Genomic DNA, 13,450 nt, shown 5'->3' on the forward strand with positions numbered 1-13,450 from the left:
AATATAGACGTCTCCTTTTGGTTTCACTTACTTTCGTCAAATTATTTTAGACATGTTATTCTCCAAAGTCAAACAAAAATGGAATTTTGCATTGGTTGAAATAGCCTGGAACAACCAAACATAGCTGCTGTTCAGGTGTAATTAATGTACATTAATTACACACTTAATCAAACAAATAAATTACTTTTCACATACATGTCATTATTAATTTACGATGGATTTGGTGAATATTATGAGTGATGGGAGCCATGCGTACGGAGTTGAGTGAGCCAGGGGCTCGGTAGAGAATGAGCCACTGTCACGGAACCAGATGAGCCATCGGCATGCAACATTTCTGAGGCCAATTCGGCAATGCGCTGGCGACGCTTCATGTCGCCCTCGTAGTCGAGCAATTTGCCGTTCCAGTAGTTGGCATACTCCTTGTATCCCCTGAAGATGAAGCCGACGTGGTGCTCCATGGGGAGTATGTAGGCCGGGAGTTGCTCCACGCCATGCCGGTACGCTTTCTCAAGGCGATGATGGCCGTCAATAAGGTTATAGCCCCGTGCTATCCAGTCCACAGGGTCGATGTCAGGATAAAATTCAAGTCTGTCAGGGGCGATCTCAGCAAGTATAATGGGCTGTGTCAAATCCGCCAGTTCTACGTACTCATCATCAGGGCCGTTCTCCTTACGCCAATCAGATACGGCAACAGAGACTTGCAGCAACTCATTTTTGTGCTCAGCCACATATGGAAGAAGTTGCTCAATGTTAAAGTGGAAATAGCCATTTGGGAACGTTTCGTCATAATCATTAGGCAGACGCGGCTCGAAGTTATCCGGAATTACCAGTTTCCTTGGATGTATCAGTTTCGGCCTTCTCATACTCTGATCGTTTCCTCCCTCAGGGCTGTCATCAGCATCTTACCATATTTCGGGCTGAAATGGCATGCCTTAGAATGGATTCATGTGCACAGCACAAATTCATTCTGAGGAGGTCATCACATGACGCCATACCGGGAGATCCTGAGGCTCCACAGCCAGGGAATCAGCCAGCGGAGCATTGCGGCAAGCTGCAACTGCTCCAGAAACACCGTGGCAAGGGCAATTGAGAAAGCCTATGAGCATAACCTCACTGCCCCTTTGCCAAAAGAATTTACCGATGAGAAACTGGGGGAATTATTCTATCCGAAAAAGCCCCTGACCCCATCAAACCGGCGGATGCCGGATTATGCATGCGTCCATAAGGAACTTGCCAGAAACGGGGTAACGCTCAGCCTTTTGTGGACGGAGTACTGCGCGGAGTGCAGGCAGTGCGGCGAAGTACCGTTCATGTACACACAGTTCTGCCACTACTACCGCGAGTACATCCGGAAGAACAAGGCCACCATGCATATTGACCGCAAGCCCGGCGAGATCATGGAAGTCGATTGGGCAGGCGATACGGCAACAGTCACTGACAGCACCGTTGGCAAAGAACTGCCTGCGTATATCTTTGTCGCTGTGCTGCCGTACAGTCAGTACGCTTATGCCGAAGCGTTTCTCAAGCAGGATCAGGAAGTCTGGGTATCTGCCCACGTCAACGCCTACAAGTACTTCGGCGGCGTCACAAGGATATTGGTCTGTGACAACCTCCGCACCGGCGTTGACCGCGTATCCAAAAGCGAAGTGGTCATCAACAGAACGTATCAGGAGCTGTCCGAGCACTATGGTACCGCAGAGTTATCCCTGCCCGAGTCAGAAAACCGCGGGATTATCTTCAAAACCGCATTATCTTCAAAATACGGCAGGACTACCTTCAATTGCAAGGCAGTACCGCTGTATTTTGAAGATAATAAATCAGCTTAATCCGCAGTACTCAAGCAGATACTGCTCCTTGCCCTTCCAATTTTTCTGTTTTGCAACTGTCTTACCAATGGTTCCTTCAAGATCAACAGACTCTAATGCCTTTGTGATGGTTTCTTCGTCAGAATAGGAATAAACACTCGTTGTTTCAATACTGCTGTGGCCAAGGAAGTCTCTTATGTAAGAGATAGGAATCCCTTTTTTATGCATCGCCATTGCAATGCTGTGCCTGAACATATGTGCATGCAGACCTTCCGGAAAAGCAGTATCGGCTTCATGTGCGCGTTTTCCATATTTCTTAAGGAAATAATCGACTGTTCCAGGTTGCATCTGTGTTTTTTGTGAATCATGTATGGTGTAGAACAGGAAAGCATCCATAGAATTGCTTTTATGAAATCCTGCAAGATAGGAATTCAGGTGCTTTACCGTTGATCCAAGAAGCGGGACATACCTTGTTTTATTCCCTTTGCCATGGATTCTGACCCGTACACTGGTATCGCCGCGGATGATACAGTTCAACCGTAAGTCAAGTAATTCCTGAATTCTCGCACCCGTTTCATAAGCAAAGATCATGAAAAAACGGTCACGCCTGCCAAGCCTTGTTGTCATGTCGGGCAATGAGAATAAAAGTTTCAGCTGTTCCTGTGTCAGATACTCGACGCACGGCTGCTTAACGCCCTTGAATGCGTGGATGCTGGCAACATCAAGATATACCGGCATCAGTTCCATGTCTTCCTCACTACAGTATTTCAGAAAGGATTTAATGGCTGACAGCCTCAAGTTAAGTGTCTGAGCGGAATTCTTCTGGGTGTTCTTAAGCCACATCAGGAAATCATAAATGCCGCTCCTTGAAAAACAGAAAAAGTCCATCCGATCAAAGCTGATGCTTTTTCCCTCACGCAGATAATTCCGCAGAAGATTTAATGATTGCCGGTAAGCTCTGGCTGTCTTGTCGCTGAAGTTCCTTTTTGTTATGAGATAATCGGTCAGAAAGTCGCGCAGCAACTGGTAAAAATGCATTTCATTCCGCTTCATGATGCACCTCCGGCAGGATGGCATCATTCACTGAAGAAAGCCGTTTTTCCATTTCAGGGTAAAAATCTTCCACAAGGGAAAGATAATAATCCGTATCAGCATAGTTGGAGTGCCCCATATATTCGCTCAAGTAAGGATAAAGGGCGTTTATCTCCTGACCTTCCTTTACCCACTGATTCAGTCGGTGAACCGCGTACCCATGCCGGAAGTCATGAACTCTTGCTGGATTTCCTGTAATTGCACCAGATTCAGGCAGTTTATCCCAGAACTCATGAAACCAGTAGTCAAGTATTGATTTATTAAAACAGTTTCCGTTTTTGTTGGGGAAAAACACCTGTCTGTCTGGAAACATGGATTTCATGATAGAATCATACTCTCTGCATACTTCCTGCAGATCTTCGCTCATGTATACGATCCTGGCTTTCCAGCCTTTGGATTCCCGGACTGATATCTTTCCTGTTTCAAGGTCAACATCCTCTTTTTTCAGCAGGCGTGCTTCCGAGGATCGCAACCCGCAGCAGTACAGCATGCGGAAAATGACCGGTATGACATACCTCCTGGTCGGAGAAAACGGTGAAGGAGGGCAGTGGTCAATGGCATTGAAAAAGGATTTCAACTCGGCGGTCGTATAAATATGGGCCTCATACTTAACCTGCCTATCCGGGATGTGACCGGGAATGACATAAACATCGTATCCAAGCCCTTTCATGTATTTACCAAACTGCCTTACCGGAGTAACCCTCCTTAAAAGGCCGTTTGGATGCTCTCCAGGCTTTGACTGGATCCAGGCAGAGCACATTTCCCGTGTGATTGTGCTTTCTCCAGGGAACTTCTCAGCCGCAAGTAAATCAAAGTGATACAGTATTCGGGCTGAAGACTGGTAAGGATAACCCGATGCTCGTTTCTGGCTGATAAAGTCTTTAATGCAGGTACCAAGGAGACTTTTAAATGTATAATCAGTCATCAAGAAGCACCTCCCCTCCATGAAACCCTGCCTATCACGGACAGATTCAGCGCGCACATCCGGAGCATGGATTCCTCCATGGACAGATAAGGCTTGTCAGATTCCTTTGAGGTGTGTCCAAGTGCATCGGTAATGACCTGGTGAGGTACTTTAGCAGCCAGAAGTTTATGTACCATGGAATACCGAAAAAGGTGCACGCCCGTAGCAGTACCGTTTACCGGCTTAATCCCCAGGTAGCCAAGCAGTCTGGAACAGGTTGAGTAAACAGAAGTCAGTTTATTGTAAGGTGCCTGTTTCCGTAAAAATATATATGGGTAATGGTCGGCTCGTTTCGGTCTCTCATTCAGAATGTAATCCATCAGTGCGTTGCCTACATCCGGGAGCAATGGCAGTACGAGAGGCCCGCCAGTCTTTTTCTGGATCAGCCTGATTTTATCATTCCGCCAGTCAATCCCCTGAAAAGTGAGATTGCAGATATCACAATCACGCAATCCCAGATGCATAGCAAGAAGGATTACTGCTTTTGTGCGTTTAGACTCTTTAGCCAGTTGTGCAACCAGTTTTGCCTGATCTTTTTCAGAAATATATGCGGCAACCGAGCCCCGCTGTACAAAGCCTCCCATTACAATGCCGGACAAATCCTTTCTGATCAGGCCGGCTGCATGAAAGAATACCAACAGTGAACGCAGGATTGGAAGTATGGTTGCCATGCTTCGTCTATTGCAGATGCCTGCAAATTTTGTAATGACAAGATGAATCTTTTCGGGTGAAAGAGACAGTAAATCTTTCGGTGTTTCTATCCCAGTGAACTCCACGGTTTTTCGGAATACATAATCGTGCAGGTCGATTGTGGATCTGCTGAGGTTGCGCTGCTCCAGCGACTCAAGGTACTGTGAACGAATGGATTCTGCCTCCAAGCTGTTGCAGCTGGCATCTCGGCTGATCCTTCTCCAAAGGAAGCGACCTGTATTTGCAACTTCTATCAAGACATGTGCCGCCTTACGGTTAATTTTCCACTTCCATTCCTTCATGGATCCTTTATTACGCAGGTTGTTTATTTCTTGGATGAAGTATTTCATCAATGTTTCATCATATCCAGAGACACCAGCATCATAAAAATAGCGCCGTATGTCCATCCAGGAATGCTTGTATTGCCCGATAGTAGAATCCGTGAGATTAAGGTATCTCATTTCAATCTCAGCCTTGACAATGAGGTGATCAATACGCACGTCTGCTGCTCTCGGGAACTCCCGGCCCTGAAAAAACTCATGGACTTCTGCAGCATCCGGCATGGGTGGTTCGTTGAATGGTATGCCGTGTTCATCTCGGGCTTGTGTACATGCTAATGCGTCAACCAGTCTTACGCAGCGAACATGCAGTGCATGGCGTTCCGGCGAACCATTGTCATCTGTAATGAATGCATCATACAACTTAGCGCATGGTTCCGTAATGCCAAGCAATTTAGCACACTTTACCATCTGGTTGAAGTAGCGACGTCTGGACTCCCAAGTTTCATTAGCAAGTTCAGATTTCAACCGCTTCAAAATGGTATTGATGACAGTTTCCAGTTTTGTCATATGTTATCCTCCTTCTGGCCTGTGTCAGGCTGTCTAAAGGATAACTCTATATGGATTATTATCTTTAATTTCATGCTATTGACCGGCTGTATGCTTAAGCAGTTCTGCTGATTTTGAAGATAATGCGGTTTTGAAGATAATGCTTTTTATCATAAATTTATGATAAAAAGCATAAAAGCTCTGTTGAGGCTGCTGTCGGCAATGTGTCCACATGGGTCATCGCGGCGCTGAGAAAACAGACATTCTTTTCCCTGCACGAACTCAATCAGGCGATGCGGGAGAAACTGCGGGAATTCAACAACAAGCCTTTTCAGAAAAAACAGGGCAGCCGCAAAAGTGAATTCCTCGAAAATGAAAAAGACTATCTGCTCCCATTACCGGCAACGCCCTATGAGCTGGCATCGTGGAAGATTGCTGCTGTTATGTTCAACAGCCATATCTCCGTGGACAAGCAGAATTATTCCGTTCCCTTTGAGTATATAAAGCAAAAAGCCGAAGTGCGGATGACAAAGAGCACGATAGAGGTTTTCTATGGCGGCAACAGGATATGTTCCCACCCAAGGCTGCACGGACGCTCTAATCAATACAGCACCGTCAGTGAGCACATGCCTGAAAACCAGCAGAAATATGTGGAGTGGACTTCCGAGCGTTTTGTCTCGTGGGCTGAACGCATCGGCGAAAATACGACCGTGGTCATAAAGCACTTGCTGTCATACCACAAGGTACCTCAACAGGGATACAAGACGTGCATGGCACTTTTAAAGCTCGGCGACAAATATTCCGTGATCCGACTTGAGGCCGCCTGCAAAAAAGCCCTGTTCTACACCTCCACTCCCAGCTTCAAAAACATCCAGACGATTCTGGCCAATGGCCAGGACAAGCTCTCCGACGAGCCTGTCAGAAAAACACCCTCTGTTGAATACAGCTTCACAAGAGGCGCGGATTATTATGATCGGAGGGGATAAATGATGCTGGACATGACCACCGTCAATAAGCTCAATGAGATGCGTATAACAGCCATGGCCCGTGCGTTTACGGAACAGCTCAGCGACCCTCAGTACAACGAGATGTCTTTTGAAGAACGCTTCGGGCTCCTTGTGGACATAGAATGGAGTCGCCGCAAAAACAACCAGCTTACCCGGCTCCTGAAGAACGCCTGTATACAGGATAGTAACGCCTGTATTGAGAATACCCGCTATGACGTGGATAGGAAGCTGGACAAGTCCCAGATATTGAGGCTGGCGACGAACAACTACATCGCTGAAAAGAGGAATATCATCATTCTTGGTGCAACAGGCGCGGGCAAGTCGTTCATGGGAAACGCGTTCGCTGTCGCAGCCTGCCGCGGGTTGTATACCACAAGGTGCGTTCGGCTTCCGGATTTGCTGGACGAGCTTGCTATCTCCCGGGGCGAGGGAACTTTCCGAAAAACGATGAAGGCTTACAAGAAGGTGGCCTTGTTGGTCATTGACGAGTGGCTCCTCTCGCCGCTGAAAGACGTTGAGGCGCAGAACCTGCTCGAAATCATTGAGGCAAGGCACCAGACCTGCTCGACTATATTCGTCTCTCAATACTCGCCGGCCGGATGGCGGGCGCAGATCGGCGAGGGGGCTATTGCCGAGGCCGTGCTGGACAGGATAATCCATAATTCCCATACAATTTTCATAGATGGGAAAATCTCCATGCGTGAACGGTTCGCCCTGGAACGGCAGAACAATCTTTAAGAAAACACAGGGGTGTGGGGGATTAACCTCCCCCGCATATTCCCACAAGGTGGCTAACCGGTCACCGTGACGGCGGCTCATTTTGCCACGCACGAGTGGCTCACTCACCTCCGCACGAGTGGCTCACTCGGGACGAAATATGCATTTGGTTTAAAAGATATAAAAAAGTTAACCAATAAACAGCATCAGTAAAAATCAGCAAACTTCAAGCATAGACAGCACCTCCCTTAGACAAGATTAGGTTTTTTCAAAGCAATATTGCAAAAATCAGCCAAATCATACTTATCCAGCTCTTGATTTTTCTGTGAGCATTTACAGGATTCAGAAGAGAAATATTTCCCTATATAATGTATAAGACAATTCTTAAGATATTTTGCAACACTTTCATTACACTTCTTTACGCTTTTTCAATCGGGTTCCTGAGCTTCAGATATGACACTGACTTCCAGCCCGCCATATGCTGGACGGGGGGCAATCCTGGACAAAGTTTTATATAAAGCCGCCAGAAAGATTCGACGCATATAGCAAGATACCCCTTTCCCCGGTTTTTGACCGGAGCCAACGGGCTTTTTCCCATACTGCTGAGTAAAGACGGTGCGAGCGATGTCGTTGGAACAATTTATTGACAAGCGACAATTACGGCAAAACGTGGGCATACGATTAACATACGATGATTTTAAAAGCGGCACCTGAAGGAAGCAGCAAAAACGACTGGACCACCAAAAAGCCTGTGGATTATCTACATATACCTGATACGGCGGAGGTGATCCCCTTTACGCTAAAGTTTAGAGATAGATTGTTGTTCTTTCTCTACCGTTAAAAAATTTTTAAGTGAGAGGTTCCCGCAGGGTTCATCATGCCCCTTCCCTGAGTTCACCGAATGGATAGACTTCCCCCTTGGTGTAACGATAGATTTTTTAAGGGTTCTCCATCTTCCGGCAGCTTATCGCACATAATAAATGCAACTGCTCTTGCCGTGTCGATCTGCCGGTCGTCGAATTCCTTGTAGGTTCGGAAAAAAGCTCCAAGCTAAACGTCGACCGGCTGATGCTCAGCCAGCAGCAGGGCTTTATGTCTTTCCACTGGTGTTTATCATTGTAAACGATTACCTATTGAAGAATTTCCCTCGTTATGGTAAGTTCTATCCAATGAACCAAAAATGAGGGTATGATGGCTTTTGGGAGTTAGAAATAAAAAGAGGTTTTTGGCAAAATGATACAACTCAATAAGGGAATCATAATTGCTATTGTCTCGGCGCTCATTATTGGAGGTGGCGTTTATTATTCGGTTAACAAGGAAGCTAAATTTACTACCCCTCCTGCTCCAATACCAAGCATACAAACCAACCCTATAGAAGAAAAAATCCACATTGTTAATAATAGTAGCGAAGCAGGCCCAGGGCCTTTGACAAAAGAAAATGTGTCGCTTGCCGGTATACATATTGGCGATTCACAAGAACAAGTATTTAAGCTCTATGGTGAGCCAACCAAGAAAGAACAGTTTCATTCAACGCCATTTCATGGATGGATTCATGGATGGAACTATGAGGAGTTGGGTTTATTTGTATCATTCTATAGAAAGAATGAGTTTGAACCTATTCAGGGTGTAGTTGATGTACTGGTTTCAGTACCTTCTACGCTCCATACTAATAAAGGAATTGGGATCGGGGATTCTATTGAAAAGATTGTAGACAATTACGATTCTGTCAATGGGAGTAAGATTCACGATCCTGATAATTATCGAGATATTTGGATTAATGGAGCTAATAAGTTCAGTATAGAAAACTCAAACGATTTCTATTATTATCCCACACTAAGGGCTAATTTACAAAATGAGCATGTTATCCGTATAGAATTATCGAATATTTAAGGTTTGTTAAGATGTTTAAAATAATGATAATCAGAAGGTTAAAGTGCTTAATTGAGAGAAAGGAAGAAAATATAAATGAAGAGAACCATTAAAACAACAGTTGTTTTTTTGCTGATAACCACCTTATTAATTTTGGTGGGTTGCAGTAAATCAAAAGCAGTTCCGGTTAATCCCATTCAGCAGGATGATTCCAATTTACCTCAAGTCAACATCGATGCGTTTAGGGGTCAGGGGCGGCTGGCATTTGTTTGGAACGGCCTTCTTTATGTCCTGGACGGGGATAAATGCACCCTCACAAAGCAAAACGATGCCGGTCAGGTCAGGTGGCCAAAGTGGTCCCCTGACGGACAATGGTTGGCATACATTCGTTACAGTGATAACCAGATGAACGACGGTAAACTCTTGATCGTCAGCACTGACGGAAGCAAGTCGCATGAAGTCACCGGTTTATCATCGCCGGTTAATAATTCAAATGGAATCTCCTGGTTGCCAACTTCTGATGTGCTTGTTGTTAAACCCGAAGGACAGGGATTATATATGGTCCGCCCAGGCGAAACCCCTCGTAAAGTTAACGATTATCCGGGTTTTTTGTCACCGGACGGCAAAACCATGGCTTATGTGAAAACATTGCCCTATGATGACAAATATCCAGAAAAACGTAGCGATGCCCTGTACGTTCCGTTAGAAGGTGGGGAGCCGGTTCAATTATATTTCGCCAAAGAAGCCGGAATACATTTTGCAGGATGGTGGCCTGATCATAAAGGGTTACTTTTCCGGATAGCCCCTCATCATTCGGCTTCGATCATGTCCGATGGAACGGGACTCTACAGTTTGCCGCTAACTGGCGGAGAACCACGGCTGCTTACAACTTCCTTAAAACATCCGGAGTGGCTGTCCTGGTCGCCCGATGGAAGCGAACTTCTTGCCGTTAAGGGTACCGGGCGGGAGATTTGGCAGAACAAGTCGCTTGTAGTATGCGATGTAAAAACAGGGAAAAACACTGATTTACCTCAGAGACCCAACACAGTATCTCTTGATCCGGATTGGTCCCCCGACGGGAAAAACATCGCATACGTGGAGGCTGTTGAACGGAAAGATATTAAAAACACCGAGGGATTCACCGTCTGGGAGCAGACACGAACCCTTTGGGTCGCGGACGCCGATGGTAAAAATACCCGACAGATAAATGAGGCCGGAACAGGAATCAGCCGCCCGCTTTGGTCCCGCGATGGATCTCATATTATTTACCTGAAGGATAATTCCATCTGGTTGGTCAATATCAATGGTGAAAGCCCGGTGAAACTCGTTGGGCCTTTTCCCGATGCTCCCAACTCTCAAGGCTATTATGGTTATGTTTCCTGGTCTAATATTTTAGCCTTGTATAGGCAGTAATCGAATCGTTCTTGTTCAGCGCCATCCGCCCACTTACAATTAAGCACGTATATTATTGAGCTACGGACAAAGTTATCATTTTTGTTCTATTAACGTACTATAATTGCTATTTTTTGTTTTTGTTGCGTAAAGGAAAGGTTATGAAATTTAATAAAAACAAAACGTAAGCAGTGAGCAACATTTGCTGCACATAATTAGGCGTTGCTGAAAAGCATGCACTAAATGGTATAATCTTGTAAAGCAATCTAATCGGATCGGAAAGGATTGATAACAGTGAGAAAAATAGTCGTGCTGTTATTTGCATTTTGCATTATAGTTGTACCCTCAGCTTATGCGGCCGATGCCGAATATCGCTTTACGCATAACGACCACGATACATTAATTATCGGTAAAATTACGGAACTTAGTAATGAAACTATAGTTATACAAGCGGTAGACTATATTGTCAGCGCAAGGGATTTAAACGTCAATGCCAAGAAAAAACAGCTCCGTCCTGAGGTTGTAAAGCTGACAAGCGACAGTGTAAAGCAATTTAATGAAGTCATTCAGCCGGGCATCTTGTCAAAGCTTGGTGTTGGTGACAGTGTTGTCACCTCTTTAAACAAAAAAGGTGATAAATACAGCATTGCGTGGGGGCTTTTCAAAGCGGACAGTACCGATTACAAAACGCTTTCGGTTGAAGCATATAACGGCATGCAGTCCGCCATGATTAAGGATTTCATAAACAGTGGTGGAAAATATACGGAGTTTGCCTTCGACGGACAGACTAACACAGTGTACAGGATTGAAACCGGTGAAGATAACACACAAAAGAGAGCCGTAATTTATCAAGGCACGGGAGGTACTGAGAATTTGGCTGCTATTGACAATAATACTCCAAATGAGCTTTCGACAACTTTAAAAACAAATTATACCCAATATATAGCTTATGGTATTACAGGAGCGATAATATTGGTATTATTGTTCAATATAATCTCAAAAAAACATAGCCGACGTGAAAATATTGAGTAGGACGTTGGAATATCTTATTACCTGAGCATTATGTGTTATACTCCACTTTTGCTTTGTCTTCTTGCGTACCTTGGTATTACATCCCTTTATTTTTTCCTGATCATACCATATCAATAATGCGACAAGCAAGAACCGTCCCCTGTCGCATGTCGCACTGTGTCGAAGACAAAGAAACACGGCGGCTTTGACTTTATTTCAAAACCGCCGTTTGGCTACGTTATACTATTTTGGGCAAAGCTATTCAGCCGCCGCAACAACGGTTTTTTTTATTTTCGTTGGGGCGGTGGGTATGTTACTATTCTGTTTTTATCCCGGTACATCAGGCCAATTTGGCCCGATGTTACTTCATCTATTGGTGCTAAGGCTGACTACGCAGTAATGCTTATTTTCTGCGTCTTGGTGATTAAGGTTAGATTACTTTAGCAATCATTTGAATAAGATTATAATACTTTCCGTTTTCCGCTTCCCTCATTTTTATATCTTCCTCGATACCTTGCCAATAGCTGGTATGCCATTCATCCCACGACTGTTTACAGCATAGCATTTCACGAATGTCCACAATTTCTATGCCCTCTGCTTTCTTCCACAAATCTTTCCACCAATCAAGAGAATGAATAGTCCTTGCCACCTCATCATTCCAAAACGGCTTCATTTCATCAGGGACATTTTCCCCAAATTCATACTTTATGCCGGGAATAGCGATGGCGATATAGCCGCCCTTTTTCACAAAAGGAATGAGCGACGGGAGCATTTGCTCCGTATCACCGAAATGATGGTAAGCACCTACGGTGAACAACAAGTCAAAATATCCATTTGCGAAAGGCAGCCCTTTGGTCGCATCCACGGAAATCGGAACGACCTTATCATCAATCCCGATAGATTGGAAACGCTCATAGTTTTCCGTCGGCGAAATCCAAAGGTCAGCGGCGAAAACGCTCACGCCCCATTTCTCTACCAAAAAGAGCGTGGAAAGCCCACAGCCGCAACCTAAGTCAAGCACACGCATATTAGGCTCGATATTCAGATATGAAGTCATTTCTTCTGATAACCGCATGGCATTTGGCCCCATCATTGTGGTTTTCATGTACTCAACATTTTTATCATTGGACATAAACTGGTTTGTAAATGGATACATGGTATTCTTCCTTTCTAATTTTTACCTTATATCTCTTAATCATAATTCGATTATACCCTACTTCTTTTACAAAGGCTCCCTACTAAACGATACAGAAACATCCTCAAAGGTCTTTGACAGGTTTCCCGTATAAATCTGCAACTCCCGCATACCGGGCGTATCAATGACGATACCGCCGCTCGGCAATAGAAACAGTTGCCGGTGCGTAGTCGTGTGTCGGCCCGCAATGACCTGTCCGGAATTTTCCGTACCGGCAGCTTGCCGCGCTAAAACGCTTTGGCGGCGCAGAATATGATGGATAACGGCGTTGCCTGTGCTTCCGTTCACTCGGTCAATCATCACCCAATCCCCAACGGCGGGGAAACTGGTTTGATTGTCTGCGTGGTAGGCTAACTTTCCAGAAACGCTCGCGCCGATTTCGCCTTGTTCGCAGATAACTCTGTATAAATCACGGTGTTGCTCGGTAACTCGCGCAACAAACAGGTCTGCATACATTGTGGCTTCCTGTTCAAATCTCTCGTTTAGTCCATAGTTTTTCAAATTGGTAGTCAATGGTTCCAAATCCTTTCGCAAAGTGAGAGTGTCCCGTATACCATTGCGACAATAAAAAAAGCGCAGTTACCCACTGCGCTACAAACCAAAGAAAAGAAGGTGTCGGATAAACACTTCTTCGATCATTCCGCAAGGCATTTGGGTACACAAAATAAGCAGGTTAAAAATCCCGCTTCTGTGATACAAATGATTACCTTATCGGACGACCGACATCAACACACCTCTTTATTTGAAATATAAACTCATCTTTGACAGTTAAAAAATATAAAAAGCTTGAAAGCCCTGTGTTTGCAAGGTGTTCAAGCTTTTTTGTATTTTAAAAAAGTGAGTAATTTTTTTATTTCTTAGTAGTGGTCAAAATTTTTTTC

At 44.9% G+C, this 13,450-nt stretch carries 12 protein-coding genes; 6 read left to right on the top strand and 6 right to left on the bottom strand.

Features of this window, described 5'->3' with window-relative positions; translation table 11 throughout:
- Positions 1-230: 230 nt before the first annotated feature.
- Positions 231-863 (bottom strand): hypothetical protein, encoded by a 633-nt coding sequence (locus Psfp_RS10210; RefSeq protein WP_134218436.1) that lies wholly within the window; start codon positions 861-863, stop codon positions 231-233.
- A 120-nt stretch (positions 864-983) separates the two neighbouring features.
- Here Psfp_RS10210 and istA point away from each other — a divergent pair, with 120 nt between their 5' ends.
- Positions 984-1,826 (top strand): IS21 family transposase, encoded by an 843-nt coding sequence (gene istA / locus Psfp_RS10215; RefSeq protein ID WP_134218437.1) that lies wholly within the window; start codon positions 984-986, stop codon positions 1,824-1,826.
- Here the strand turns inward: istA and Psfp_RS10220 are convergent.
- The 3 genes from Psfp_RS10220 to Psfp_RS10230 are packed head-to-tail and all read right to left on the bottom strand — an operon-like array spanning position 1,818 to position 5,399.
- Positions 1,818-2,858, bottom strand: a complete 1,041-nt coding sequence (locus Psfp_RS10220) for a tyrosine-type recombinase/integrase (protein WP_134218438.1) — start codon at positions 2,856-2,858, stop codon at positions 1,818-1,820. The genes istA and Psfp_RS10220 overlap by 9 nt on opposite strands.
- On the bottom strand, positions 2,845-3,822 hold the full coding sequence (locus tag Psfp_RS10225) for a tyrosine-type recombinase/integrase (RefSeq protein ID WP_134218439.1): 978 nt from the start codon (positions 3,820-3,822) through the stop codon (positions 2,845-2,847). The genes Psfp_RS10220 and Psfp_RS10225 overlap by 14 nt, the downstream gene beginning before the upstream one ends.
- The gene (locus Psfp_RS10230) at positions 3,822-5,399 is read right to left on the bottom strand and encodes a tyrosine-type recombinase/integrase (protein WP_134218440.1); all 1,578 of its coding nucleotides are present in this window, start codon (positions 5,397-5,399) and stop codon (positions 3,822-3,824) included. The genes Psfp_RS10225 and Psfp_RS10230 overlap by 1 nt, the downstream gene beginning before the upstream one ends.
- Before the next feature lie 203 nt (positions 5,400-5,602).
- On the opposite strand from Psfp_RS10230, the gene Psfp_RS10235 reads away from it, so the two are divergent.
- The 5 genes from Psfp_RS10235 (at position 5,603) to Psfp_RS10255 (ending at position 11,395) form a co-directional block, all read left to right on the top strand.
- On the top strand, positions 5,603-6,364 hold the full coding sequence (locus tag Psfp_RS10235) for a hypothetical protein (RefSeq protein ID WP_134218441.1): 762 nt from the start codon (positions 5,603-5,605) through the stop codon (positions 6,362-6,364).
- Positions 6,365-7,123: an ATP-binding protein gene (locus tag Psfp_RS10240; protein WP_348981133.1), complete on the top strand. Its 759-nt coding sequence runs from the start codon at positions 6,365-6,367 to the stop codon at positions 7,121-7,123. It begins immediately after the preceding gene.
- Positions 7,124-8,335: 1,212 nt separating this feature from the next.
- Positions 8,336-8,992, top strand: coding sequence for a hypothetical protein (locus Psfp_RS10245; protein ID WP_134218442.1), 657 nt, complete (start codon positions 8,336-8,338; stop codon positions 8,990-8,992).
- 75 nt (positions 8,993-9,067) lie between these two features.
- Positions 9,068-10,384, top strand: a complete 1,317-nt coding sequence (locus tag Psfp_RS10250; protein ID WP_134218443.1) for a PD40 domain-containing protein — start codon at positions 9,068-9,070, stop codon at positions 10,382-10,384.
- A gap of 273 nt (positions 10,385-10,657) precedes the next feature.
- Entirely contained in the window at positions 10,658-11,395 is a 738-nt protein-coding gene (locus Psfp_RS10255) for a hypothetical protein (protein WP_134218444.1), read from the top strand.
- 409 nt (positions 11,396-11,804) lie between these two features.
- Here the strand turns inward: Psfp_RS10255 and Psfp_RS10260 are convergent, their stop codons facing one another.
- Together Psfp_RS10260 and rsgA are read right to left on the bottom strand one after the other, a co-directional pair.
- Positions 11,805-12,506, bottom strand: a complete 702-nt coding sequence (locus Psfp_RS10260) for a methyltransferase domain-containing protein (protein WP_243120578.1) — start codon at positions 12,504-12,506, stop codon at positions 11,805-11,807.
- Positions 12,507-12,596: 90 nt separating this feature from the next.
- Positions 12,597-13,070: a GTPase RsgA gene (gene rsgA / locus Psfp_RS10265; protein WP_243120579.1), complete on the bottom strand. Its 474-nt coding sequence runs from the start codon at positions 13,068-13,070 to the stop codon at positions 12,597-12,599.
- Positions 13,071-13,450: the final 380 nt, after the last annotated feature.

Source organism: Pelotomaculum sp. FP (assembly GCF_004369245.1).
GTDB lineage: Bacteria > Bacillota > Desulfotomaculia > Desulfotomaculales > Pelotomaculaceae > Pelotomaculum_C > Pelotomaculum_C schinkii.

Excerpts from the sequence above, each read along its gene's own strand:
- Psfp_RS10245 (WP_134218442.1), top strand. The coding sequence starts at position 8,336 with ATGATACAACTCAATAAGGGAATCATAATTGCTATTGTCTCGGCGCTC.
- Psfp_RS10225 (WP_134218439.1), bottom strand. The coding sequence starts at position 3,822 with ATGACTGATTATACATTTAAAAGTCTCCTTGGTACCTGCATTAAAGAC.
- Psfp_RS10260 (WP_243120578.1), bottom strand. The coding sequence starts at position 12,506 with ATGTCCAATGATAAAAATGTTGAGTACATGAAAACCACAATGATGGGG.
- Psfp_RS10230 (WP_134218440.1), bottom strand. The coding sequence starts at position 5,399 with ATGACAAAACTGGAAACTGTCATCAATACCATTTTGAAGCGGTTGAAA.
- Psfp_RS10210 (WP_134218436.1), bottom strand. The coding sequence starts at position 863 with ATGAGAAGGCCGAAACTGATACATCCAAGGAAACTGGTAATTCCGGAT.
- Psfp_RS10250 (WP_134218443.1), top strand. The coding sequence starts at position 9,068 with ATGAAGAGAACCATTAAAACAACAGTTGTTTTTTTGCTGATAACCACC.
- istA (WP_134218437.1), top strand. The coding sequence starts at position 984 with ATGACGCCATACCGGGAGATCCTGAGGCTCCACAGCCAGGGAATCAGC.
- Psfp_RS10240 (WP_348981133.1), top strand. The coding sequence starts at position 6,365 with ATGATGCTGGACATGACCACCGTCAATAAGCTCAATGAGATGCGTATA.
- Psfp_RS10220 (WP_134218438.1), bottom strand. The coding sequence starts at position 2,858 with ATGAAGCGGAATGAAATGCATTTTTACCAGTTGCTGCGCGACTTTCTG.